The following is a 23637-nucleotide window of genomic DNA, read 5'->3' on the forward strand; positions in this document are numbered from 1 at the left end:
CCCCATGACGACCGCCGAGACCGCCGCACTGCCGTTCAACTTCTTCCCCCTCCAGGTCGTACGGACGCGGCGGCTCGGGCCGTCGCTGGTCCGCGTGACCTTCACCGGCGCCGGTGACGAGGACCTGTCGGGCTTCGCCTCCGGGGGCCGGGACCAGAGCCTGTCGCTGTTCCTGCCGCATCCGGGCCAGCCGGAGCCGGTCGTGCCGGCCGTCGTCGACGGCGACCTGTACGGCGCGCTGGGCGCGTGGCGGGCCATGCCGGACGACGTGCGGGCCGTCATGCGCTCGTACACGGTGCGGGAGCAGCGCCGGGCCGACGACGGGACGACGGAGGTCGACATCGACTTCGCCGTCCACGAGGACGGCGGCCCCGCCTGCCGTTGGGCGCTGCGGGCGGCCCAGGGCGACCGCGTGGCCGTCCTGGGTCCGACCGTGGAGGACAACACCGGCGTCCGTTTCCGGTTGCCGGAGGACGCCGACGAGGTGCTGATGTGGGCCGACGAGACGGCGCTGCCCGCCGCCTCGGCGATCCTGGAGTGGCTGCCGGCCGGGACCAGGGTCCGGGTGTGGCTGGAGGTCCCGCACGCCGGCGACCGGATCCAGCCGCGCACCGCGGCGGACGCGACGGTGACCTGGCTCGTGCGGGACGAGGGTGCGCCCTCGGCCGTCGAGGCGGTCCGCGCGGCCGGGGTGTCCGGTTCGGCGCCGTACGTGTGGCTCGCGGGCGAGTCCGGTTCGGTGAAGGCTTTGCGTCGTCATTTCGTGAACGAGCGCCAGGTGGATCGCCGCCGCGTCACGTTCGTCGGATACTGGCGCAAGGGCCTGAGCGAGGACGCCCTGCGCGAGGCCCCGGAGACCGAGCCCGAGACCGCCGACCAGGCGTAGGAACCGTCCGCCGCGCCCATCACCGCAGTTCACGCCGTACCCGTGGGGGCGAGCGACGTTGCGAGATCAACTTAGGTTAGGCTAACCTAAGTAACACAACGTCCCTCGCCCCTCACCCTGTCCTGAGGGACGCCCAAGTCCCCGCATCCGGGAGGATGTCGCATGCGCTCGCACCTGCTCAATGACGCGACGGCGGAACAGTACCGACGTTCCGTCACCGAAGGAGTCGAGCGGGTGGCGCGCAAACTCGCCACCACGCGGCGCCCGTTCACCGGAGTCACCCCCGACGACCTCGCACCGCTCGTCTCCGCCGTCGACCTCGACCGGCCCCTGGGCGACACCTCCGCCGCCCTGGACGAGCTGGAGGAGCTGTACCTCCGGGACGCCGTCTACTTCCACCACCCCCGCTACCTGGGCCACCTCAACTGCCCGGTCGTCATCCCGGCCGTGCTCGGCGAGGCGGTCCTCTCGGCGGTCAACTCCTCCCTGGACACGTGGGACCAGAGCGCCGGCGGAACGCTGATCGAGCGCCGCCTCGTCGACTGGACCGCCGAGCGCATCGGCCTCGGACCCTCCGCCGACGGCGTGTTCACCAGCGGCGGCACCCAGTCCAACCTCCAGGCGCTGCTCCTGGCCCGCGAAGAGGCCAAGACGGACGACCTGACGAAACTGCGCATCTTCACCTCCGAGTGCAGCCACTTCAGCGTCCAGAAGTCCGCGCAGCTCCTCGGCCTCGGCCGGTCCGCCGTCGTGTCGATCCCCTGCGACCGCGACAAGCGCATGCAGAGCGTCGTCCTCGCCGCCGAGCTGGCCCGCTGCGCCGCCGAGGGCCTCGTGCCGATGGCGATCGTCGCCACGGCCGGCACCACCGACTTCGGCTCCATCGACCCGCTGCCCGAGATCGCCGCGCTGGCCGCCGAGTACGGCGCGTGGATGCACGTCGACGCCGCCTACGGCTGCGGGCTGCTCGCCTCCCCCACCCGCCGCTCCCTCCTGGACGGCATCGAGCGCGCCGACTCCGTCACCGTCGACTACCACAAGTCGTTCTTCCAGCCCGTCAGCTCCTCCGCCGTGCTGGTCCGCGACCGGGCGACGCTGCGCCACGCCACGTACCACGCGGACTACCTCAACCCGCGTCGCACCGTCGAGGAGCGGATCCCCAACCAGGTCGACAAGTCGCTGCAGACGACCCGCCGCTTCGACGCGCTCAAGTTGTGGCTGACGCTGCGCGTCATGGGCGCCGACGGCATCGGCCAGCTCTTCGACGAGGTGTGCGACCTGGCCGCGGCCGGCTTCGACCTGCTCGCCGCCGACCCCCGGTACGACGTGGTGGTCCGGCCGTCGCTGTCCACGCTCGTCTTCCGCTACGTCCCGGCCGCCGTCACCGCCCCCGCGGAGATCGACCGCGCCAACCTGCACGCCCGCAAGGCGCTGTTCGCGTCGGGCGAGGCCGTCGTCGCCGGCACGAAGGTCGGTGGCCGCCAGTACCTGAAGTTCACCCTGCTCAACCCCGAGACGACCGTGCACGACATCGCCGCCGTCCTCGATCTGATAGCCGGCCACGCCGAGCAGTACCTGGGAGAGAACCTTGTCCACGCCTCTTGACCTCATCGGTATCGGACTGGGTCCGTTCAACCTGGGCCTCGCCTGCCTGACCGAGCCCATCGCGGAGCTCGACGGCCTGTTCCTGGAGTCGAAGCCGGACTTCGAGTGGCACTCGGGGATGTTCCTCGAGGGCGCCCACCTCCAGACGCCGTTCATGTCGGACCTCGTCACGCTCGCCGACCCCACCTCGCCGTACTCCTTCCTCAACTACCTGAAGGAGAAGGGCCGGCTGTACTCGTTCTACATCCGCGAGAACTTCTATCCGCTGCGCGCCGAGTACAACGACTACTGCCGCTGGGCCGCCGGGAAACTGGGCAACGTCCGCTTCGGCACGACCGTCACCCGCGTCGAGTACGACGAGGCCGCCGAGGTGTACGCGGTCCACACGGACGCCGGCGACACGTTCCGCGCCCGCCACCTCGTCCTGGGCACCGGCACCCCGCCGTACGTCCCCGACGCCTGCCGGGACCTGGGCGGCGACTTCCTCCACAACTCCCGGTACATGCGGGGCCGGGACGCCCTCAAGGCGAAGAAGTCGATCACCCTCGTCGGCAGCGGCCAGAGCGCGGCGGAGATCTACTACGACCTGCTCTCCGAGATCGACGTCCACGGCTACCAGTTGAACTGGGTGACCCGCTCCCCGCGCTTCTTCCCGCTGGAGTACACCAAGCTCACGCTGGAGATGACGTCCCCCGAGTACATCGACTACTTCCACGCCCTGCCCGAGGAGACCCGCTACCGGCTGGAGGCCCAGCAGAAGGGCCTCTTCAAGGGCATCAACGGCGAGCTCATCGACGCCATCTTCGACCTGCTGTACCAGAAGAACCTGAACGGCCCCGCCCCCACGCGCCTGCTCACCAACTCGTCGCTGAACACCGCGTCGTACGACGCGGCGACCGGCACGTACACCCTGGGCCTGCGCCAGGAGGAGCAGGGCAAGGAGTACGAGATCCGCACCGAGGGCCTCGTCCTGGCCACCGGCTACAAGTACCGCGTGCCCGCGTTCCTGGAGCCCGTGCACGACCGGCTCAAGTGGGACGGGCACGGCCGGTTCGACATCGCCCGCAACTACTCCATCGACGTCACGGGCCGCGGCGTGTTCCTGCAGAACGCCGGGGTCCACGCCCACTCGATCACCTCCCCCGACCTGGGCATGGGGGCGTACCGCAACTCCTACATCATCCGTGAGCTGCTGGGGACCGAGTACTACCCCGTCGAGAAGTCCATCGCGTTCCAGGAGTTCACCGTATGAGCACCACCGGCACCACCGCCGCGCACGCGGCGCCCGGCATAGGCACCTTCACGTTCCGCCCGCTCGACCCGCTGGCCGACGCCGAGCTGGTGCACCGCTGGGTCACCCACCCCAAGGCGTCCTACTGGCTGATGCAGGACCACCGGCTGGAGGACGTCGAGCGGGACTACATGGCCATCGCCGCGCACCCGCACCACGACGCGTTCCTCGGCCTCCACGACGGGGAGCCGGCGTTCCTGATGGAGCGCTACGACCCCGCGCGGGTCGAGCTGGTCGGCCTGTACGACCCGCTCCCCGGCGACGTCGGCATGCACTTCCTGGTCGCCCCGACCGACACCCCGGTCCACGGCTTCACCCGCGCCGTGATCACCGCCGTGATGGCCGAACTGTTCCGCGACCCGGCCACCGCCCGCGTCGTCGTCGAGCCGGACGTCCGCAACACCGCCGTCCACGCCCTCAACGAGGCGGTCGGCTTCGTCCCCGTCGACAAGATCGTCAAGCCCGAGAAGGAGGCACTGCTGAGCGTGTGCACCCGCGAGGCGTTCGAGGCGGCCGTGGGGGCCGCTCGATGAGCGCCCCCGCGTACCGCGCGGCCGGCGCCGTCGCCCACCTCACCCCCGAGCGCTGGGCGCACGCCAACCGCCTCCTCGTCCGCAAGGCCCTCGCCGAGTTCTCCCACGAGCGGCTGCTCGACCCGCAGCCGCTGGGCGAGGGCCGCTACCGGGTCCTCAGCGACGACGGCACCACCGAGTACCGCTTCACCGCCGGCCGGTTCGCCCTGGACCACTGGCAGGTGTACGCCGACTCCATCAGCCGCCACCGCGACGGCAAGGAGCTGCCGGTCGACGCGCTGGAGTTCGTCATCGAGCTGCGCGGCGCGCTGGGCCTGAGCGACGAGATCCTCCCCGTGTACCTGGAGGAGATCTCCTCGACCCTCTCCGGCACGGCGTACAAGTCCGCCAAACCGCCGGTGACCGCCGCCGAGCTGGCGGCGTCGGACTTCCAGGCCGTCGAGACGGGCATGACCGAGGGCCACCCGTGCTTCGTCGCCAACAACGGCCGGCTCGGCTTCGGCGGCGACGAGTACCACGCGTACGCGCCGGAGGCGGCGAGCCCGCTGCGGCTCGTCTGGCTGGCCGCGCACCGGGACCGCGCCGCCTTCACGGCCGGCGCGGACATCGAGTACGACGCGTTCGTCCGCGCCGAGCTGGGCGACGCCACCGTCGACGCCTTCGCCCGCACGCTCGCCGAGCGGGGCCTGGACATGGCCGACTACCTCCTCGTGCCGGTCCACCCCTGGCAGTGGTGGAACAAGCTGACCGTCACCTTCGCCGCGGAGATCGCCCAGCAGCGGCTGGTGTACCTCGGCGAGGGCGACGACGCGTACCTGGCGCAGCAGTCGATCCGTACGTTCTTCAACACCTCGGACCCGGCCAAGCACTACGTCAAGACGGCCCTGTCGGTGCTGAACATGGGCTTCATGCGGGGCCTGTCCGCCGCGTACATGCAGGCCACGCCCGCCATCAACGACTGGCTGGCGAACCTGATCGACCGCGACGACGTGCTGCGCGCGGCCCGCTTCTCGATCATCCGGGAGCGCGCGGCGGTCGGCTACCGGCACCTGGAGTACGAGGCGGCCACCGACCGGTACTCGCCCTACCGCAAGATGCTCGCCGCGCTGTGGCGGGAGAGCCCGGTGCCGTCCCTGGAGCCGGGGCAGCGGCTGGCCACGATGGCGTCGCTGCTCCACGTCGACCACGAGGGCGCGTCGTTCGCCGGCGCGCTGATCGCGGAGTCGGGCCTCGCCCCGGACCGGTGGCTGCGCCGCTACCTGGACGCGTACCTGCTGCCGATCCTGCACACCTTCTACGCGTACGACCTGGCGTGGATGCCGCACGGCGAGAACGTGATCCTCGTCATCGAGGACGGCGCGGTCCAGCGGGCGATCTTCAAGGACATCGCCGAGGAGATCGTCGTCATGGACCCGCACGCGGTGCTGCCGCCAGCCGTGGAGCGCATCCGGGTCGAGGTGCCCGAGGACCAGAAGCTGCTGTCGGTCTTCACCGACGTCTTCGACTGCTTCTTCCGCTTCCTGGGCGCCACGCTGGACGCCGACGGCGTCCTCGACGAGGAGTCGTTCTGGCGGACGGTCGCCGAGTGCGTCACGGCGTACCAGGAGTCGCGGCCGGAGCTGGCGGACAGGTTCGCGCAGTACGACGTCTTCGCGGAGGAGTTCACGCTGTCCTGCCTGAACCGGCTCCAGCTGCGCAACAACCGGCAGATGGTGGACCTGGCGGACCCGTCCGCGGCGCTCCAGCTCGTCGGGACGCTGCGGAACCCGATCGCCAAGTACCGCCCGTAGGGGCGCCCCGGACCGGCCGGGGCCCGGAGGAGTACGGTCCTCCTCCGGGCCCCGGTTTCGTCGTTTCCCGACCCCTCCGGTCTAGACCAGGCCCGTTTTTGCTTACGATCATGACGACTCCTGCCCGATAACGGGCAGATTTCTTGCGGAGGCGCCCCTTCACCCCGCAATATCTACGGGTGCTCGATCGCCGCCCGTCACATGACGACCTCATCGACCACCTGGTGCGCAGCACCGCGCTCCAGCGCGGCGAGGCCGCCCGGGTGGTGCTCGACGTGCTGGCGTACTTCGACGAGACGACGGAGGAGTTCGTCCGCCGCCGCCACCGGGAGCTCCAGGCCGCCGGGGCGGTGAACGCGGAGATCTTTGAACGCATCGCGGCGGAGCTGCCGCACCGCGCCGTGGCGCCACCGGAGCTCTCGCTCCGGCAACTGCGCCGCATCGTCTACGGCTGAACCGGCCGGACCGGACCGGTCGGCCCGACCGGGCCAGTCGATCCGACCGGGCCGGACCGTCCGGACGGGAAGCGCCCGGGCACACACCCAAAACCAGGAGGGGTACCAACTCTATGTGCGGAATTGTCGGTTATATCGGTAAGCGTGATGTCGCCCCGCTGCTGCTGGAGGGCCTCCAGCGGCTGGAGTACCGCGGCTACGACTCCGCCGGTGTCGTGATCACCAGCCCGAAGTCCTCGGGCCTGAAGATGGTCAAGGCCAAGGGCCGCGTCCGCGACCTGGAGGCGCGCATCCCCAAGCGCTTCACCGGCACCACCGGCATCGCCCACACGCGCTGGGCCACGCACGGCGCGCCGAGCGACCACAACGCGCACCCGCACCTGGACCCCGAGAACAAGGTCGCGGTCGTCCACAACGGCATCGTCGACAACGCCGCCGAGCTGCGCGCCAAGCTGGAGGCGGACGGCGTCGTCTTCGCGTCGGAGACGGACACCGAGGTCCTCACCCACCTGATCGCCCGCTCGCAGGCCGCCACGTTGGAGGAGAAGGTCCGCGAGGCACTGAAGGTCGTCGAGGGCACGTACGGCATCGCCGTGCTGCACGCCGACTTCAACGACCGCATCGTGGTCGCCCGCAACGGCTCCCCGGTCGTCCTCGGCATCGGCGAGAAGGAGATGTTCGTCGCCTCCGACGTCGCCGCCCTGGTCGCCCACACCCGCCAGGTCGTCACGCTCGACGACGGCGAGATGGCCACCCTGAAGGCCGACGACTTCCGCACCTACACCACGTCGGGCGCGTCCACCACCGCGACGCCGGAGACCGTGGAGTGGGAGGCCGCCTCGTACGACATGGGCGGCCACGACACGTACATGCACAAGGAGATCTCCGAGCAGCCCGACGCGGTGGACCGCGTGCTGCGCGGACGCATCGACGACCGGTTCTCCACCGTGCACCTGGGCGGGCTGAATCTGGACGCCCGCGAGGCCCGCACGATCCGCCGGATCAAGATCCTCGGCTGCGGCACCTCGTACCACGCCGGCATGATCGGCGCGAGCCTCATCGAGGGCATGGCGCGCATCCCCGCCGACGCCGAGCCGGCCTCCGAGTTCCGCTACCGCAACCCGGTCGTCGACCCCGACACGCTGTACGTCGCCGTCTCCCAGTCCGGCGAGACGTACGACGTGCTCGCCGCCGTCCAGGAGCTGAAGCGCAAGGGCGCCCGCGTCCTCGGCGTCGTCAACGTCGTCGGCTCGGCCATCGCCCGCGAGGCCGACGGCGGCGTGTACGTCCACGCCGGGCCGGAGGTCTGCGTGGTCTCCACCAAGTGCTTCACCAACACCGTGGTCGCCTTCGCGCTGCTCGCCCTGCACCTCGGCCGCATCCGCGACCTGTCCGTCACGGACGGCAAGCGGATCATCGAGGGCCTGCGCAAGCTGCCGGAGCAGATCGGCGAGATCCTCAAGCTGGAGGACGAGATCAAGGAGCTGGCCGCCGCGTACGCGGGCGCCCAGTCCATGATGTTCATCGGCCGGGTGCGCGGCTACCCGGTGGCGCTCGAGGCCTCCCTGAAGCTCAAGGAGATCTCGTACATCCACGCCGAGGCGTACCCGGCGTCCGAGCTGAAGCACGGCCCGCTCGCGCTGATCGAGCCGGCGCTGCCGACCGTCGCGATCGTCCCGGACGACGACCTGCTGGAGAAGAACCGCGCCGCCCTGGAGGAGATCAAGGCCCGCAGCGGGCGCATCCTCGCCGTCGCGCACCAGGAGCAGGAGAAGGCCGACCACACGATCGTCGTGCCGAAGAACGAGGACGAGCTGGACCCGATCCTCATGGGCATCCCGCTCCAGCTCTTCGCGTACCACACGGCCCTCGCCATGGGCCGGGACATCGACAAGCCGCGCAACCTGGCGAAGTCCGTCACGGTCGAGTAGCCGGTACGTCCCCCACGTGCCCCGGGCCCGGGGCCCGGCCGCCTCGGCGTCCGGGTCCCGGGCCCCGTCGCGTCCGGAGGCGGCCTACACGGCGCGCAGCAGGTACTTGGTGCGGAAGCCGCTGCCCGTGGAGCAGTCCAGGGTGCTCTGCGTGGAGGTGTAGGTGAAGCCGGTCGGGACGGTGCACGCCCACAGGCCCGTCACGGGCGTGTGCAGCAGGTACTTGGTGCGGAAACCACTGCCCGTGGAGCAGTCCAGGGTGCTCTGCGTGGAGGTGTAGGTGAAGCCCGGCATGGTGGTGCAGGCCCACAGGTTGTCGGCGGGCGGCTGGACGTAGTACTCGGTGGTGAAGCCGCCGCCGGTGGAACAGCCGAGCGTGCTCCGGGCGCTGGTGTACGTGTAGCCGGACGGGACGGTGCAGGACCAGAATCCCGAGGCCGCCGCCGTGCCGCCCGCCTCGGCGGCGGGCGCGGGCGCCTCGGCGACGGAGGCGGGCGCCGTGTCGGGGGCGGGGGCGGCGGCGGCCGGGGTGACGGCCGTGGCGACGGCGAGGGCGGCGGTGGCCGCGGCGGCGAGCAGCGTGCGCGGGATCGTTCGCAGCATGGGAGGCACTCCTGGTGGACGGTCCATCGGGCAGAGCCAACGGGTGGGGGGTCGACCGGGGGTCTGACCCGTGCCCCGGCCGCCGCAGAGCGCGCGCTGGAAGACTGTCAGCGGCACTCGCCCCGGACAAGTGCCCCTCCCCCGCGGTCCGCCGCCTTTCGGCCGCCCCGGCGTCCCGGCCGACCTGCGGGCCGGCCGGAGCGCACCGCTCCCGTCAGGGCTTTCGGCGCGACCGGAACGGCGCGGACCGCGCCCCCGGCCGCCGGGTCACCGCACGGTCGGGCTGGAGTGCACCCGGCGACGGGCGGTTCGAACGGAACGCGTCACCGCGCGGTCGGGTTGAAGTGCACCTCCGGGTGGTCCGCCGTGGGCCCGTCGAGGAGCGGCCGGGGCAGGCCCCGCAGGTGCAGGTCGAAGAAGGCCGCGACGTACGCGCGGACCAGTTCCACGGCGCGCTCGGCGCGGATCGTCGGCTGGGTCGGCGCGTCGTACGGGATGCCGAGCTGGTCGAAGAGGATCGGTATGTCCGAGAACGTCAGGTGGTCGGTGCCCTCCACGCTGAGCCAGCGCTTCCAGCCGTCGAGGTTCCGCCACGCCTCGTCCCAGGTGGGGTCCTGACTGCCGGGCAGGTGCACGCCGGTGTGGGTGCCGAGCATCATGAACGGGCGCCCGTCGAGCCCGCCGGCCGGTACCGGGTCGCCGAACGAGCCGTCCATGTTGACCCCCGCGCGCACGCGGGGGTCCTGGGCCATGACGGAGGCCGCCGAGGCGCCGCCCAGGGAGTGGCCCGCGGCGCCGATCCGCTTCCGGTCGACGATCGAGGCGTGCCGCCAGGCGGGGCGCGGCCCGGCCAGCCGGTCCAGGACGAACGCGATGTCCTGGCCGCGGTTCACCGTGGCCTTCCGCATGTCCTCCAGCGTCTCGGCCTTCTCGCAGGCCACGCAGGTCAGGACGCGTCCGCCGGGGAAGACCGCACCGGCCGCCTCGTGGGCGTGGTCGACGACGGCGACGACGTAGCCGCGGCTGGCGAGGTCCTCGGCGAGGGTGGTCAGCGTGTACCGGGGCCCGCCGAAGCCGGGCGACAGCACGACCAGCGGGTGCCGGCCGCGCTCCGGGCGGGCACCGGCGACGCTGTGGGTGCGGGTGGCGGCCAGCTTGGCGGCGGCCTCGGGGTCGCGGGCGCCGACGGCCTCCAGCAGCAGCCGCGCCTCGCGCGGGTCCGCGTACGGGGCGGGGGCGCCGGCGGCGGACCGGGCGGGGTAGTACAAGTCGACCATCAGCTCGCGGGGCCGCTCGGGCACCCACAGGTCGGCGCGCGACCGGTCGACGAGGTGGAGGGTGTCCCGCCCGACCGGAAAGGCCCCGGTGGGCCGGGGCAGCAGCACTCCTTCGGCGGACCGCTGGGCGGCCTGGTCGGTGGTGGTGGCGGTGACGGTCGTGACGGGGGGCGGGGTCTGCGCGGCCGCCGGGGCGGCGGCGGTGAGGGCGATGACGAGGGCCGCGGCGGCGGCCGTGCGCAGAGTACGTGGCGACTTCATGGGCAGGACGCTAGGCGGACGGCGGGGGCCGGGTCGTCGTCCTCCGGTCCGGGAGCCGTACACCCGGGGAGTGATCTCCCGTACGCCCGGAGGTTGTTGACGCGGCGTCACCGTACGACCGAGGTGGCAGGCGGGGGCGGGGAGGGCCGCGACCGGACGAGCGCGCAGCGCCCGGGGCGAGCGCGGGACGACCGGGGCGGGCACGGGACGGCGGGGCGGGCGAAGGGCAGACGGGCGGGCGGGCGGGCGGGCGGGCGGGCGGGCGGGCGGGCGGGTACGGAACGACCGAGGCGGCAGAGACGACCGAGGCGAGCGCGGGACGGACGAGGCGAACGCAGGGGGAGCGCGAGGCGGTCGAGGTGACCGAGGAGCAGCCGAGGCGAGCCCAGGAGGACCGGGACGACCGGGGCCGGGCGCGGGGTGGCCGGGGTGAGCGCAGGACGGACGGGGCGACCGGGCGAGCGCGGGACGGCCGGGGTGGAGGCGCCGTCCGCCGCAACGGGCCTCCTGCACGGTCGCGCGGCTTCCCGCCCCCTCAAGCGCTTCACAAGCGCACAAGCCACCTCCGACCGTGGCTTGATTTATCCGTGAACTATCTGGGGTGCGCTACGGGGCGCGGCGGGGCGCGCTACGGGATGACGACGACGGGCCGCTGCGCGCGGCGCGCGAGCCGGCCGGCGACGGAGCCGAAGATCCGCCCGGCGAGGCCGTGGGTGGAGCCGACGACGATGGCGTCGGCGGAGTACTCGCGGCCGACCTCCTCCAGTTCGTGGCAGATGTCGCCGCCGCGCTCGACGAGGATCCAGGGCACTTCGGACAGGTGGTCGGCGCAGGCCAGTTCCAGCCCCAGGACCTCGGTGCGGTGGTCGGGGACGTCGACGAAGACCGGCGGCTCGCAGCCGGCCCACACGGTGGTGGGCAGCCGGTTCGCGACGTGCACGATGATCAGACCGGACCCGGACCGGCGGGCCATGCCGATCGCGTACGCGAGCGCCCGCTCGCTGGAGGTCGAGCCGTCGAAGCCGACGACGACGCCGTGCTGGAACGCGGGGTCACATGCATGACGCGTGTCTGCCGCCGCCAGGGGGTCCACCGCCGAATCGGCGACCTGCCTGCGGTCGGCTGGTTCAGGGAATTCGTGACCGGCCATGGGTGTCTCGGCGAAGAAGGTCCTTGTGGGAGGGTTTCAAGGGGCGTCTGACAGCGGAGCCGTGTCCGGGAATCATCTTCCCCTGCCCATACCCCCAAGGGTACGGCGCCACTCCTCTCGTGCCCAGGGTCCGCCACCGCGCTCGCGGCGTTCCAGGAGCATGCACGAGCCCGCTCCTCGACGCAACGCCGGTTGGCCCCTACAGCAGTTTCGGAGGGTCACTCAGGATGCTCCCACAGTGACCGCCGTCACGGTACCCCCGGGTCTCCGCGACGGCTCCGGCCGCTCCGGGACGAGCGAGGCCCCACCCAGGACGAACGACACCCGACTCTTACAGTGGCCCACGCGCCACCGGGAATCCCGCCCCGCCCAGCCGGGCCACTGGTGCGCCCCCTCCCCCCGGCGGACCGGGTGGCGGCAGGCCGCCACAGGCGGCGTTCCGCCGCAGGATCGCGACGCCCGGGGCGGCCGGAACGTGGGCTCGGGCTCGGCCCGGGCCCCTGCCCTCTCGCTCCGCAGCACCGCCGCCTCGCCCGCCGCCCCGGGCGTCCCCCACCGCGCCGGAGCCGGTCCCGGACCGGGAGGCGTACCGCGCCGAGGTGGGGGTAGCGGGGCCGTACGGGGCGGCGGGCGCCCACCCGCGAGCCGTGCCAGAGCCGCGTCGGGGACGCGCCGGGAGCCGCGCGCGGATGGAGCCGGGGCGCCGCACGTGTCGCGAGGCTGACGGGTTCGCACACGCGGACCCATATGTTTTCAGCCAACTTCGGCGTACCCGCCGATCCTTGCCGGAATGGCCTGCGAACCCCCTTGCCACCTGGGAGATAAGGGCCGCGGCCGTCTCGCGCACCCTACGCGGATGGGCCATGAGCGTGAGACGCACTTCCCTGGGGGCCCCTGAGGGTGAAACGCTTCGTGATCGAATGCTTCACGCCAAGTTGCCTTGTCGACATAGCGCTGGATGCGGAACTTGTCATTCCGGCGCTGCGGGACGCAGTAGATTCGATCATGACTATCGGAGAACGGGGTCTCGTGCAAAACCGAGGGGAAACGTGCAGGAGCGACAGGACCTAGGAGACGCGAACACCGAGGGGGGCTTAGCGTCATGAGCCAGGACTCCGCCGCACCGGAGACCGGACGCAAACTGTCCGGACGCCGCCGTCGCGAGGTCGTCGCCGTCATGCTGTTCAGCGGCGGCCCCATCTTCGAGAGTTCCATCCCACTTTCGGTGTTCGGGGTTGACCGCCAGGACGCCGGAGTTCCGCGCTACAGGCTGCTGGTCTGCGCGGGCGAGGAAGGGCCACTGCGCACGACCGGGGGACTCGAACTCTCCGCACCGTACGGCCTGGAGGCGATCAGCAGAGCGGGCACCGTCGTCGTACCGGCCTGGCGGTCGATCACCTCGCCGCCACCCGCCGAGGCGCTCGACGCGCTGCGCCGCGCGCACGAGGAGGGAGCCAGGATCGTCGGCCTGTGCACCGGTGCCTTCGTGCTGGCCGCCGCCGGCTTACTGGACGGGCGGCCCGCCACCACGCACTGGATGTACGCGCCGACGCTCGCCAAGCGCTACCCGTCGGTCCACGTGGACCCGCGGGAGCTGTTCGTCGACGACGGCGACGTGCTGACGTCCGCGGGAACGGCGGCGGGCATCGACCTGTGCCTGCACATCGTGCGGACCGACCACGGCACGGAGGCGGCCGGCGCGCTCGCCCGGCGGCTCGTCGTGCCACCGCGCCGCAGCGGCGGCCAGGAGCGTTACCTGGACCGGTCCCTCCCGGAGGAGATCGGTGCCGACCCGCTGGCCGAGGTGGTGGCGTGGGCGCTGGAGCACCTCCACGAGCAGTTCGACGTGGAGACGCTCGCCGCCCGGGCGTACATGAGCCGGCGGACCTTCGACCGGAGGTTCCGCTCGCTCACCGGCAGCGCGCCGCTGCAGTGGCTGATCACCCAGCGGGTGCTCCAGGCGCAGCGGCTGCTGGAGACCTCCGACTACTCGGTCGACGAGGTCGCCGGACGCTGCGGCTTCCGCTCGCCCGTGGCGCTGCGCGGCCACTTCCGGCGCCAGCTCGGCTCGTCCCCGGCCGCGTACCGCGCCGCCTACCGGGCACGCCGCCCGCAGGGCGACGGGGCCGCGCCGGTCGGTGAGCCGCTCGTACCGCCGCAGGGCGCGGGCGGGCAGGGCGGGCACGGCCTGCGCCGTCCCACGGCGGGCGCCACGGCCGGCCTGGGCGGCGAGCCGGGCAAGCAGCACATGGACGCGCTGACGTCCGGCCGGGCCTCGCTGCCGGGCCAGCGCAGCGCGCCGTAACGCAGGACACGGCACGTCCCGAGGGGGCCGTCGGTGAGGGGAGCGCGAGACCACCCCGCCACCGGCGGCCCCCTTAAGGTGGACGCATGAACGATCGCATGGTGTGGATCGACTGCGAGATGACCGGGCTCTCGCTGACGGACGACGCACTCATCGAGGTGGCCGCGCTGGTCACCGACTCGGAACTGAACGTGCTCGGTCAGGGCGTGGACATCGTCGTCCGCCCGCCGGACGTGGCGCTGGAGACGATGCCGGACGTGGTGCGCGAGATGCACACCGCTTCCGGACTCCTCGACGAGCTCGCGGGCGGCACCACTCTCGCGGACGCGGAGGCGCAGGTCATGGCGTACATCCGCGAGCACGTCAAGGAGCCCGGCAAGGCCCCGCTGTGCGGCAACTCCGTCGGCACCGACCGCGGCTTCCTCGCCCGTGACATGCCCACGCTGGAGAGGTACCTCCACTACCGGATCGTCGACGTCTCCTCCGTCAAGGAGCTGGCCCGCCGCTGGTACCCGAGGGCGTACTACAACAGCCCGGAGAAGAACGGCAACCACCGGGCGCTCTCCGACATCCGCGAGTCCATCGCGGAGCTGCGGTACTACCGCGAGGCGATCTTCGTCCCGCAGCCCGGCCCCGACTCGGACACGGCGAAGACCATCGCGGCCCGCCACGTCCTCCCGGCGGAGCCCCCGAAGTAGGTCCCCGGACCGCCCCGGCACCGCCCCGAGGAAACGTGTGCGCGAGCACCCTCCAGGACCCTGTACACTTTTTCTCGGCCGGTCAGGAAAACGACCGGACATGGTGGGTGTAGCTCAGCTGGTAGAGCACCTGGTTGTGGTCCAGGATGCCGCGGGTTCGAGTCCCGTCACTCACCCTGATGAACGAAGGGCCGACCCGTGGAAACGGGTCGGCCCTTCGTCGTCGTGCCTTGCGACCGGTGGTGCGGCGGTCCGCCCGCGCCACCCCGGCCCCGCCGGACGGGCGCACCGGCCGCCGTTCGCGTACCGGCCGCCCCGTGGCCGCCGGTACGCGCACCGGCCGCCCGCGACCGCCGCAGTGGGCCGCCGGTACGCGAACGGGCCTCCGCCGCGGGCGCGGTCAGCGCATCCGCCGGCGGACCTGCTTCACCTCGCGGTCGAGGGCCCAGGCGTCGGCGACCGGGCCGAGGTGGTCGAGCTTGTCGGGGTTGATCACCGAGCGGATGGCCTGGATCCGCCCGTCGAGCACGTCGAGGGCCAGGGTGTGGAGGACCTTGCCGTCCCGGTCGCGGAAGACCGCGCCGGGCTGGCCGTTGACCTCGCACGGCTCGAACGTCACGTCGATCCGGGCCATCAGCGGGTAGACGCCGGCGAGCAGCCGTGCCACCTTCTCGGCGCCGACGACGGCCCTGGCCAGCTGCGGGGCCTTGCCGCCGCCGTCCCCGACCAGGTGGACGTCGGCGGACAGCAGGTTCCGCAACCCGTCGACGTCGCCGCTCCTCAGCGCGTCGAAGAACCGCTCCGCGAGCTCCTGCCGCTCCCGGCGGTCCGCGGCGAAACGCGGACGCCCGGCCCGCATGTGCCGCCGCGCCCGCACCAGCAACTGCCGGCACGCGGCCTCCGACCGTCCCACCGCCTCGGCGACCTCGTCGAAACCGAAGGAGAACACCTCCCGCAGGACGAACACCGACCGCTCCAGCGGACTGAGCCGCTCCAGCAGGAGCAGCGCCGCCATCGACACCGAGTCGGCCAGCTCCGCCGAGCGTTCCGGGTCCTGGTACGGATCGCTGAGCAGCGGCTCGGGGAGCCACGGCCCGACGTACGCCTCCCGGCGCACCCGCGCGGAGCGCAGGACGTCGATGGAGATCCTGGTCACCGCGGTCGACAGGAACGCCTTGGTCGACGTGGGCCGGGTCGCCGAGCCGTCGAAGCGCAGCCACGTCTCCTGCACCGCGTCCTCCGCCTCGCCCACGCTGCCCAGGATCCGGTAGGCGATCGAGAACAGCAGCGGCCGCAGCTCCTCGAACTCCTCGACCTTGCTCACGGCTGGCTCGCTCGCGTCTGGTTCGCTCACGTCTGGTTCCCTCCGCGTCCTCCCGCCCCGCCCGGCCTCCGGCGCGGACGCCCCGTGGGGGCCGTCCGGCCCGGCGCGGCCCGGGACGCCGCCCCGGGCCGCGGTCCCGGGCCCGGGACGGGTGCTGTCGTTCAGTGGAACTGCCCGGCCACGTAGTCGCCGGCCGGCTGCTGGGCGATGACGTTCAGCCGGTTCGCCGTGTTCATGAAGGCCACCAGTATCACCAGGGCGGTGAGCTGCTCCTCGTCGTAGTGCTTCGCGGCACGCGCCCAGACCTCGTCGCTGACCCCGCCGGCCGCGTCCGCGACCCGGGTCCCCTGCTCCGCCAGCTCCAGCGCGGCACGCTCGGCCTCGGTGAAGACCGTGGCCTCCCGCCACGCCGCGACCAGGTTCAGCCGCACCGACGTCTCGCCCGCCGCGGCGGCCTCCTTGGTGTGCATGTCGATGCAGACGGCACAGCCGTTGATCTGGCTCACGCGCAGCGCCACCAGTTCCTGCGTCGCGGCGGGCAGCGACGTCTCCTTGAGCGCCCGGCCCGCCGCCATGAAGTGCTTGAGGACCTTTCCGCCGGTCGGGCTGGCCATGTAGTTCAGTCGTGCGTCCATGGTGGGCTCCTCCGTGGTTCCGGTGGCCGTCGGTGGCCACATCCCCGAGACGGGGCAGCCCGGCCCCCTGTGACACGGCGAGGTGTGTGACCTGCGTCTCCCGGCAGTCGGAGTCCGGTCGTGTCACAGGCCGGGTCACCGGCTCGTCCCAGGGGCGCGGGCGAATCCCGATCAAGGAGCTGATGATGAACCTCGCGCTGTGGATCACTACTGGGTTGCTGGCCTTCGTCTGCCTGGTCGGCAGCGCCAAGATGTTCGTGCCCAAGGAGAAGCTCGTAGGCATGGGCGCCTCCGCCCAATGGGTCGAGGACTTCAGCCCGGGCGCCCTCAAGGCCATCGGCGCCGTCGAACTCCTGGCCGCGGCGGCCCTGGTCCTGCCCGCCGCGCTCGGCATCGCGCCGGTCCTGGTGCCGTGGGCCGCCACGGGACTCGTGCTGCTGTTCGCCGGTGCGGCGACCATGCGGCTCCGCCGCGGCGAGAGGGCGACGGTCGCGGGCGACCTGCTCTACCTCGCCCTGTCCGCCTTCGCCGCGTGGGGCCGCTTCGGCCCCGAGCCCTTCACCGGCTGACCACGCACACCGAGCGAGCCGGAGGCCCCCGGGAACAGCCCGGTGGCACGGCAACGGGGCGGACGGGCCCGGCGCCACGGAGAAAGCGCCCCACCGCCTCTCCCAACACGGCGAAAGCCGGGGTGCTTTCGATATTTCCCCTTCGCGTGGGGCGAGTAGCGTTCTGAGTGCCTACGTCAGAACGGAGCTCAGCATGCCTGACCGCACCGACATCCCACTGACCTTCGGCCAGCGCGTCCGCCGCGCACGGGAGCGCGCGGGGCTCAGCCGCCCCGTGCTCGCCGGTCTGGTGGACAGATCGACCGACTGGGTGAAGAGCATCGAGAACGGGTCGATCGGGATGCCCCGTCTCCCCATGCTCCTCCGGTTGGGGGAGGTCCTCGGTGTCGACGACCTCGCGGACCTCACGGGTGAGAGGCGCATCTCATCCACCACGTACGGCAAGACAGCGCACGCGGACCTGCCCCTGGTGAAGCGCGCCCTCGCCACGTACCAGCTCGCGCCCCGTGACGAGGAACCGGAACCGCTCGACACTCTCATGGCGCGTGTGCGGCGCGCATGGCGGATGTGGCACCGCGCCGACGAGGCCGGGACCACCGGTCACCGGTCCCGCATCGCCCAGTTGCTGCCCGACCTTCTCGCGGACACCCGGTACGCGGTGAAGACGTACGAGGGCCCCGAGCGGCGGCGCGCCCTCGTCGCGCAGGCCCAGGCGTACCACCTCGCCCAGTTGTTCCTCAGTTTCCAACCCGCCCCGGACCTCGTGATGCTGACCGGTGACCGGGCGATGGCGGCAGCACAGGACGCGGACAGCCCCAAGGCCATCGCCGCGGCTGCCTGGTACATGAACCACGTCTACCGCGACGCGGGCGAAGCGACAGAGGCCCGCGTCGAACTCGTGGAGGCGGCGTCGGGCCTGCTGCGGCGGGACCAGGACCCGGAGGACCTCGCCCGGTGGGGACTGCTTCAGTTGGCGGCCGCGCTCTCCTTCGCGAGGATCGGCCGACACGGCCAGGCATGGCGGTACTGGGACCGCGCCGACCACGCGGCCGAACGCCTCGGTGACGACTACGCGCACCCGTGGCTGATCTTCGGACGGGGCATCGTGCACGCGTACAAGCTGACCATGCACAACGACCTGACTCGGCCCGGCGAAGCCCTCGACGCGGCGGCGTCCCTCGACCTGAGCACGGTCCCCTCCGCGACGCGACGCTCGTACCACCTGATCGAGGCGGCCCGCGCGTACGGCCGGCAAGGCGAAGCAGTCGCCGCCGTGCACCTGTTGAGGAAAGCGTGGGAGGAGTCGCCGGAAACCGTCCAGTACAACAACCACGCCCGCTCGGCCCTGCCCGACCTGGTGCGTTCCGCTCCGCCGGTCGTACGCGAGGACGCCCGGCGCCTGGCGCTGGAAGTCGGCGTACCGGTGTAGGGAGGACTCCTCCCCGAGCCGTGGGGGAGGGCCCCTCCCCCGCCGCGAGGGGGGAGGAACCCTCCCCCTCGTCACCGCCGATCGCTCCTACCGTCGTGCCATCCCCATCACCACCGGTACCGACGGAGAGTGAATCCGTGATGACGATTCGGGTGTACGCGGTGCGCCCCGACGGCAGCACCGTCACCGTGCGGGAGCGCAGGCGGATCGAGCCGAACGACGGGCCGCCCGCGACGCTGCGGTATCCGCCGTGCTCGTGTTCCCGCTGCGCCGCACCGTGACCGGCACCCCCGACCCCTACGCCGCCTGGGAGTGGCTGGCGCAGGCGCACCCCGCGCCCGACCACGCCCTGCGGCTGCTCCTGCGACACGGCCGCGCCGCCCTGGAGACCGGCCTTCGGTGGGACGCGGTCCAGGTCCCCGAGACCACCGGCCTGCTCGCCCTGGAACTGGTACACGGACCGGCGTTCCGAGACACCGCCCGGGGCGCCGTCCTCTTCCTCGTCCCGCCCACGGACGGCTGGGGCGCACGCGGCACGGCCCACCTGACGGACGGCACCATGGTGTGCGTCCCCGCACCCGACACACGCTCCCCCGCCCCCGCCGACGCGCGTTCCCCGGAACCCGTCGACCCGCCGGACCTGTACTGGCTGACACCACCGGACGGCTCCGACACCCTCACCGACCCCCTCACCCTCTTCGAGGCACTGACGACCGCAGCCCCGGACGAGGAGGGTCCCCTGTGGTGCGGGCTGTGCGGCCGGCCCGGGCCCACCACCAGCGGGCATCGGCCCGGCCCGGACGGGGGCGGGCACCGCGTACCGGCCCACGAGGCGTGCGCCGTCGCCGGGAAGTGACCGGCCGCGTCCGGCGCGGCACCGGCCCCGGCGCGCCGGGCCGAGGCCCCGCTCCGGGCGTTCGCCCCGGCCGGACAGCGACCGGGCTGGACGGCGACCGGGGCGGGGCGTCCCCGTCCGGGAGGGAGGCCCCGTGCATGTCCCCTATGGGGTGGGGTTCTTCCCCTACGGGGAGACCCGTACCGCGCCTGTGGGCGCCGGAGCTGTCTGGCGGTGGGGCCGCCCCGGCACCCTGTTCGGGGTCACGGCCCGCTTCACGCGCCCGGAGAATGTCGGAGGGTGGCACGGCCCGCGCGGGCGCCCGGTCCCGCCCGCGTACCCGGCCCGGCAACGGCCTCCCTCCGCACGAACACCGCCTCACACGGGTGTTCCACTGCTCTGTGACCCCCGGCCACCGCCCCTAGACTGTCCGGGCCGCGACGAGAGGAAATGATCACAAATGCGCCCTGCCCGCTTCACCGAATTCGTCATCGACGTCGTCAAGAACCAGCCCACCGCCAGCCGCGTGCAGACCCTCGCCGAGGCGGGTGACTCCTCGCACCCGTACGGGGTCGCCATCACGCTCCAGGGCGGCGGCCGTGAGACACGGTGGCAGTTCACCGGGCAGCTTCCCGACGGCGCCAAGCACGAGGGCTTCGCGGACGAGCCGGTGCACGGCACGCCCGTCCCCGCCGGGCCCGCCCCGCAGGCCGGTGACGAGCCCGAGGCATGGCTGGCCGCGGCCCTCGCCCTGGCCGAGTGCCCGGAGGTGGCGGGCATCGAGCGCTGGTCGACCCGCTCCCAGCCGGGTGGGCAGAAGGGGCTCACGCTCACCTTCCACAACGGCGCACGGATCTTCGCCCGCGTCCTCTGACCCTCCCCGGAGCCGCGCGGCACCAGGGAGCGCACCACCGCACCACCTGTCAGCACCACCACGCCTCTGGAGGACTGATATGTGCACGTGTGACCCGGCTCATCGCTTCGACCCCGCCCGTTGTGCGGGCTCCTGCCCCAGTTGCGGCGCCATCGTGGGCTCTGAGACCGGCCAGCCCACCACCATCCACCAAGGTCCGGACGGCTCCACCTGCAGTGGCTCGGGCCAGCCCGCGAACTGACCCTTGACCGCCCTGGCCCGTGAAACACGGGCCAGGGCCACACGGTCGAACCCGTCCGCGTACTGAAAAAGACCCCGCCGACGCCGGGTCGGGACCGGTGCCGAGGACATCGCCTCCACGTCCATCACGCGGTATGAAGGTCAACGCCCTCCCACCGGCCCCCGTACGTGGGTTTCCCCATGGGGCCGGGACGCGGAGGGGCGTCCCGGCCGGGGGTCACGGGGCCGTGGTGCCCGTGGGCGCGGCCGTCGCGCAGGGCGCGCCGTTCACCTTGATCGCGGTCGGGGGCCGGTTGGTCCCCGACCATGAGCCGGTGAACCCGAAGGCGACCGTGCCGCCCGGTTCGACGCGTGCGTTCCAGCCTGCGGGGGCGACCGTCACGTCGGTGCCGGACTGGCTGTACGTCGCGTTCCACCCCTGGGTGACGCGCTGGCCGTCGGGGAAGGTCCAGCCGACCTGCCAGCCGCTCCAGGCGGTGGTGCCGGTGTTCTTGACGGTCACGTCGGCCTGGAAGCCGCCCTGCCACTGGTTGGTCACCTTGTAGGTGGCCTGGCAGGCCGCGGGCACCGGCGGGTCGGTCGGATCCGGCGGGTCGGTCGGGTCCGGCGGGTCGGTCGGGCCGCCCGCGTCGGAGGTGTCGCCGTAGACGATGCCGCGGCCGTTCGTCGACACGTACACCCGGCCGTAGATCCGCGGGTCGCCGGTGATGGCGGCGCCGGTCCAACCCCACTGGTGGGCGTCGTCGTTGATCCGCGTCCAGGTCGCGCCGGTGTCGGTGGAGCGGAAGATGCCGCGCACCCCGCCGATCTTGGCGCTCGTGTAGAGCGTGTCGTACGAGGCGCCGGGCGCGGCCTTGCCGAAGCCGATCGTGTCGGCCTCCTCCACGCCCCTGACCTTGGTGAACGTCGCCCCGGAGTCGGTGGAGCGCCACAGCCCGTACGCGCCCGCGGTGCCGCCGGCGAACCAGATGTCGCCGGCCCGGCCGGGGACGGCCTTGAAGCGGACGTTGCCGGAGGCGGGCAGGCCGGTGGCCTTGGCGGTGAACGTCGCGCCGCCGTCCGTGCTGACGTAGAACGTCCCGGCCTTGAAGCCGTAGAACTTCTTCGGGTCGACGCGGTCGGACTCCACGACGGCGCCCGCCGGGATGCCCTGCGACGCGGTCCACGCGCCGCCGAACCCGGACGTCGTGTGGACGCCGGTGCCGTCGGGGCTCCACACGAAGCGGCTGCCGTCCGCCGCCGCGGCGACCGTGCCGCCGCCGGAGACGCCCGAGGGCTCCTGCCCGGCGAACCAGTTGGCGCCGTTGTCGGTGGAGAACGCGATGCGCGGGCCGGAGTCGAGGTGGCCGACGCGCACGACGGTGTCCGGCTTCGTCTCGGCGTAGTCGAGGCTCGTCGAACTGGTGAAGTTGGGCGAGGTGAACATCATCGCCGGGACCTTGGTGAGGTCCGTGTGGCGGAAGCCACCGATGTCACCGAGGGCGCTGATGAGGGGGGCGCCGGACGGCGGGGAGATCAGGTCGTTGACGGCGGTCTCCTCCAGGCCCTGGACCATCGGCTTGATGGTGATCTTGCCGCCGCTGTCCCACTGCGTGAGGTTCTCGGTGCCGTAGACGGTGGCTCCGGTGCCGTACATCATCCGGTTGGAGTCGAACGGGTCGATCTCCAGGGCCTCGGTCATCCAGCCGAGCTTCGGGGTCTGCTCGGGCGGGGACGGGTTCGCTCCCCAGCTGAGCCAGGGCGACGAGGACACGTCCATCGTGTAGCGGTCGGAGCGGTTGGGGTACGAGGTGAACTCCCACGCCCGGGTCCAGGTCGCCCCGCTGTCGGTGGTGCGGAAGATCTGCGTGTCGGGCCACCAGGAGCTGTAGCCGGTCACCATGACCGTGCCGGGCTTCTGCCGGTCGATGCTCAGGCCGCTGAAGCCGTAGTACGGGTCGGCGTCCGGGGTGATGTCCTGCCAGGTCCCGGCCTTCGTGTCGTACCGCCAGACCGCGCCGTCCCCGCCGTCGTACGGGCCGCCCGTGTCGCTGTACGCCAGGTACAGCCGGCCGTTCTTCGCGTCGAGGACGCCCTTGTGGGCGAGGAGCCCGGTGGGCTGGCCCGGCAGCCGGGACCAGGTGGCGCCGGCGTCGGTGGAGCGGTAGACGGAGTTCTCCTTGTCGGCGACGCCGACGTAGAGGGTGCGGGTGGCCTGCCCGGCCGTGCCGGTGGACTCGTCGAAGGTGACCCAGACGATGCCCTGGTTGTCGGAGCCGTAGCCGCTGGTGTCGGAGGGGTCCTGGGCGTAGTTGCCGGGGTTGGGGAAGGCGGTGACCTCCGACCAGGTGGCGCCGGAGTCGGTGGAGCGCCACAGGCCGTGGCCGCTGGGCGCGCCGAGGTAGAGGACGCTGTTGCGGTTCGGGTCGATGGCGAGGCGCTCCCCCATGCCGCGCCCGGGCATGTTGCCGCCGAGCTTGAACGGCAGGTCGGCGCTCTTCCAGGTGGCGCCCCGGTCCGTGGAGCGCAGGACGGCGCCGTTGCCGGGGTCCCAACTGTTGGTGTACGTGCCGACGGCGGCGTACACGCGGTCCGGGTCGACGGAGTCGGTGGCGATGCTGACGACGCCGGTGTGGCCCCAGCGGTCCCAGCCGATGTGGTCGAGCAGCGGCGTCCACGTCTTGGTGGACTGCTGCCAGCGGTAGGCGCCGCCGATGTCGGTGCGGGCGTAGGCGAGGTTCTTCTCGGAGCGGTTGAAGACGATGCCGGGGACGAAGCCTCCGCCGTCGATGCGGACGTTCTTCCACGTGTAGGTGTCGGCGGCGACGGCGGCGCGCGGGGCGGGCTCGGCCCGGGGCGCGGCGTGGACGGCGGGTGGTCCGGCGGTGAGCAGACCGGCCGCGAGGGCCAGTCCGGTGAGCAGGCTCCACTTCTTGCGCACGGTGCTTCCTCTCGGGGCGTGCGGGT

At 72.4% G+C, this 23637-nt stretch carries 20 protein-coding genes and 1 tRNA gene; 15 read left to right on the plus strand and 6 right to left on the minus strand.

The window, feature by feature from the left end:
• Nucleotides 1-4: 4 nt before the first annotated feature.
• The 7 genes from RND61_RS03630 (at nt 5) to glmS (ending at nt 8491) form a co-directional block, all read left to right on the plus strand.
• Nucleotides 5-886 carry a siderophore-interacting protein gene (locus RND61_RS03630; protein ID WP_315876181.1) on the plus strand — a complete coding sequence of 294 codons (882 nt, stop codon included), beginning with the start codon at nt 5-7 and terminating at the stop codon, nt 884-886.
• A 162-nt stretch (nt 887-1048) separates the two neighbouring features.
• Entirely contained in the window at nt 1049-2491 is a 1443-nt protein-coding gene (locus RND61_RS03635) for a pyridoxal phosphate-dependent decarboxylase family protein (protein ID WP_315876182.1), read from the plus strand.
• A complete protein-coding gene (locus RND61_RS03640; RefSeq protein ID WP_315876183.1) occupies nt 2475-3743 on the plus strand; it encodes a lysine N(6)-hydroxylase/L-ornithine N(5)-oxygenase family protein in 1269 nt (422 codons plus the stop codon). Before RND61_RS03635 ends, RND61_RS03640 begins: the two co-directional genes overlap by 17 nt.
• Nucleotides 3740-4315 (plus strand): GNAT family N-acetyltransferase, encoded by a 576-nt coding sequence (locus RND61_RS03645; protein WP_315876184.1) that lies wholly within the window; start codon nt 3740-3742, stop codon nt 4313-4315. Before RND61_RS03640 ends, RND61_RS03645 begins: the two co-directional genes overlap by 4 nt.
• Entirely contained in the window at nt 4312-6105 is a 1794-nt protein-coding gene (locus RND61_RS03650) for an IucA/IucC family protein (protein ID WP_315876185.1), read from the plus strand. The genes RND61_RS03645 and RND61_RS03650 overlap by 4 nt, the downstream gene beginning before the upstream one ends.
• A gap of 179 nt (nt 6106-6284) precedes the next feature.
• Complete coding sequence (locus tag RND61_RS03655; protein WP_315876186.1) at nt 6285-6560, plus strand: hypothetical protein; 276 nt, start codon at nt 6285-6287, stop codon at nt 6558-6560.
• 113 nt (nt 6561-6673) lie between these two features.
• Nucleotides 6674-8491: a glutamine--fructose-6-phosphate transaminase (isomerizing) gene (gene glmS, locus RND61_RS03660; protein WP_315876187.1), complete on the plus strand. Its 1818-nt coding sequence runs from the start codon at nt 6674-6676 to the stop codon at nt 8489-8491.
• An 84-nt stretch (nt 8492-8575) separates the two neighbouring features.
• Here glmS and RND61_RS03665 read toward each other — a convergent pair whose 3' ends face one another.
• The 3 genes from RND61_RS03665 to RND61_RS03675 form a co-directional block, all read right to left on the minus strand.
• Entirely contained in the window at nt 8576-9094 is a 519-nt protein-coding gene (locus RND61_RS03665) for a hypothetical protein (RefSeq protein WP_315876188.1), read from the minus strand.
• A gap of 323 nt (nt 9095-9417) precedes the next feature.
• Nucleotides 9418-10632 carry an alpha/beta hydrolase family protein gene (locus tag RND61_RS03670; RefSeq protein WP_315876189.1) on the minus strand — a complete coding sequence of 405 codons (1215 nt, stop codon included), beginning with the start codon at nt 10630-10632 and terminating at the stop codon, nt 9418-9420.
• A 628-nt stretch (nt 10633-11260) separates the two neighbouring features.
• A complete protein-coding gene (locus RND61_RS03675) occupies nt 11261-11782 on the minus strand; it encodes a universal stress protein (protein WP_315876190.1) in 522 nt (173 codons plus the stop codon).
• A 1102-nt stretch (nt 11783-12884) separates the two neighbouring features.
• Between RND61_RS03675 and RND61_RS03680 the strand changes: the two genes are divergently transcribed.
• From RND61_RS03680 to RND61_RS03690, 3 genes are all read left to right on the plus strand, one after another.
• Nucleotides 12885-14087, plus strand: a complete 1203-nt coding sequence (locus RND61_RS03680; protein ID WP_315876191.1) for a helix-turn-helix domain-containing protein — start codon at nt 12885-12887, stop codon at nt 14085-14087.
• 86 nt (nt 14088-14173) lie between these two features.
• On the plus strand, nt 14174-14785 hold the full coding sequence (gene orn, locus RND61_RS03685) for an oligoribonuclease (RefSeq protein ID WP_315876192.1): 612 nt from the start codon (nt 14174-14176) through the stop codon (nt 14783-14785).
• Nucleotides 14786-14888: 103 nt separating this feature from the next.
• Nucleotides 14889-14961: transfer RNA gene (locus RND61_RS03690), tRNA-His, on the plus strand.
• A gap of 224 nt (nt 14962-15185) precedes the next feature.
• Here RND61_RS03690 and RND61_RS03695 read toward each other — a convergent pair.
• Together RND61_RS03695 and RND61_RS03700 are read right to left on the minus strand one after the other, a co-directional pair.
• The gene (locus RND61_RS03695) at nt 15186-16109 is read right to left on the minus strand and encodes an RNA polymerase sigma-70 factor (protein WP_315876333.1); all 924 of its coding nucleotides are present in this window, start codon (nt 16107-16109) and stop codon (nt 15186-15188) included.
• A 161-nt stretch (nt 16110-16270) separates the two neighbouring features.
• Entirely contained in the window at nt 16271-16744 is a 474-nt protein-coding gene (locus tag RND61_RS03700) for a carboxymuconolactone decarboxylase family protein (protein ID WP_315876193.1), read from the minus strand.
• A 185-nt stretch (nt 16745-16929) separates the two neighbouring features.
• Here RND61_RS03700 and RND61_RS03705 point away from each other — a divergent pair, with 185 nt between their 5' ends.
• From RND61_RS03705 to RND61_RS03725, 5 genes are all read left to right on the plus strand, one after another.
• Nucleotides 16930-17313 carry a DoxX family protein gene (locus RND61_RS03705; RefSeq protein WP_315876194.1) on the plus strand — a complete coding sequence of 128 codons (384 nt, stop codon included), beginning with the start codon at nt 16930-16932 and terminating at the stop codon, nt 17311-17313.
• A gap of 193 nt (nt 17314-17506) precedes the next feature.
• Entirely contained in the window at nt 17507-18742 is a 1236-nt protein-coding gene (locus RND61_RS03710) for a helix-turn-helix domain-containing protein (RefSeq protein ID WP_315876195.1), read from the plus strand.
• 137 nt (nt 18743-18879) lie between these two features.
• Complete coding sequence (locus RND61_RS03715) at nt 18880-19023, plus strand: hypothetical protein (RefSeq protein WP_315876196.1); 144 nt, start codon at nt 18880-18882, stop codon at nt 19021-19023.
• A complete protein-coding gene (locus tag RND61_RS03720; protein WP_315876197.1) occupies nt 18993-19598 on the plus strand; it encodes a hypothetical protein in 606 nt (201 codons plus the stop codon). Before RND61_RS03715 ends, RND61_RS03720 begins: the two co-directional genes overlap by 31 nt.
• A gap of 439 nt (nt 19599-20037) precedes the next feature.
• The gene (locus tag RND61_RS03725) at nt 20038-20451 is read left to right on the plus strand and encodes a hypothetical protein (protein ID WP_315876198.1); all 414 of its coding nucleotides are present in this window, start codon (nt 20038-20040) and stop codon (nt 20449-20451) included.
• A 457-nt stretch (nt 20452-20908) separates the two neighbouring features.
• Here RND61_RS03725 and RND61_RS03730 read toward each other — a convergent pair whose 3' ends face one another.
• Complete coding sequence (locus tag RND61_RS03730) at nt 20909-23611, minus strand: cellulose binding domain-containing protein (protein ID WP_315876199.1); 2703 nt, start codon at nt 23609-23611, stop codon at nt 20909-20911.
• Between the last annotated feature and the right edge of the window lie 26 nt (nt 23612-23637).

The sequence above is a fragment of the Streptomyces tamarix genome (assembly GCF_032423885.1).
Taxonomy (GTDB): Bacteria; Actinomycetota; Actinomycetes; order Streptomycetales; family Streptomycetaceae; genus Streptomyces; species Streptomyces tamarix.

Bases quoted from the DNA above. Each gene is read 5' to 3' on its own strand.
- RND61_RS03630 (WP_315876181.1), top strand. From the start codon at position 5: ATGACGACCGCCGAGACCGCCGCACTGCCGTTCAACTTCTTCCCCCTC.
- RND61_RS03635 (WP_315876182.1), top strand. From the start codon at position 1,049: ATGCGCTCGCACCTGCTCAATGACGCGACGGCGGAACAGTACCGACGT.
- RND61_RS03645 (WP_315876184.1), top strand. From the start codon at position 3,740: ATGAGCACCACCGGCACCACCGCCGCGCACGCGGCGCCCGGCATAGGC.
- RND61_RS03650 (WP_315876185.1), top strand. From the start codon at position 4,312: ATGAGCGCCCCCGCGTACCGCGCGGCCGGCGCCGTCGCCCACCTCACC.
- glmS (WP_315876187.1), top strand. From the start codon at position 6,674: ATGTGCGGAATTGTCGGTTATATCGGTAAGCGTGATGTCGCCCCGCTG.
- RND61_RS03665 (WP_315876188.1), bottom strand. From the start codon at position 9,094: ATGCTGCGAACGATCCCGCGCACGCTGCTCGCCGCCGCGGCCACCGCC.
- RND61_RS03670 (WP_315876189.1), bottom strand. From the start codon at position 10,632: ATGAAGTCGCCACGTACTCTGCGCACGGCCGCCGCCGCGGCCCTCGTC.
- RND61_RS03675 (WP_315876190.1), bottom strand. From the start codon at position 11,782: ATGGCCGGTCACGAATTCCCTGAACCAGCCGACCGCAGGCAGGTCGCC.
- RND61_RS03680 (WP_315876191.1), top strand. From the start codon at position 12,885: ATGAGCCAGGACTCCGCCGCACCGGAGACCGGACGCAAACTGTCCGGA.
- orn (WP_315876192.1), top strand. From the start codon at position 14,174: ATGAACGATCGCATGGTGTGGATCGACTGCGAGATGACCGGGCTCTCG.
- RND61_RS03700 (WP_315876193.1), bottom strand. From the start codon at position 16,744: ATGGACGCACGACTGAACTACATGGCCAGCCCGACCGGCGGAAAGGTC.
- RND61_RS03705 (WP_315876194.1), top strand. From the start codon at position 16,930: ATGAACCTCGCGCTGTGGATCACTACTGGGTTGCTGGCCTTCGTCTGC.
- RND61_RS03710 (WP_315876195.1), top strand. From the start codon at position 17,507: ATGCCTGACCGCACCGACATCCCACTGACCTTCGGCCAGCGCGTCCGC.
- RND61_RS03725 (WP_315876198.1), top strand. From the start codon at position 20,038: ATGCGCCCTGCCCGCTTCACCGAATTCGTCATCGACGTCGTCAAGAAC.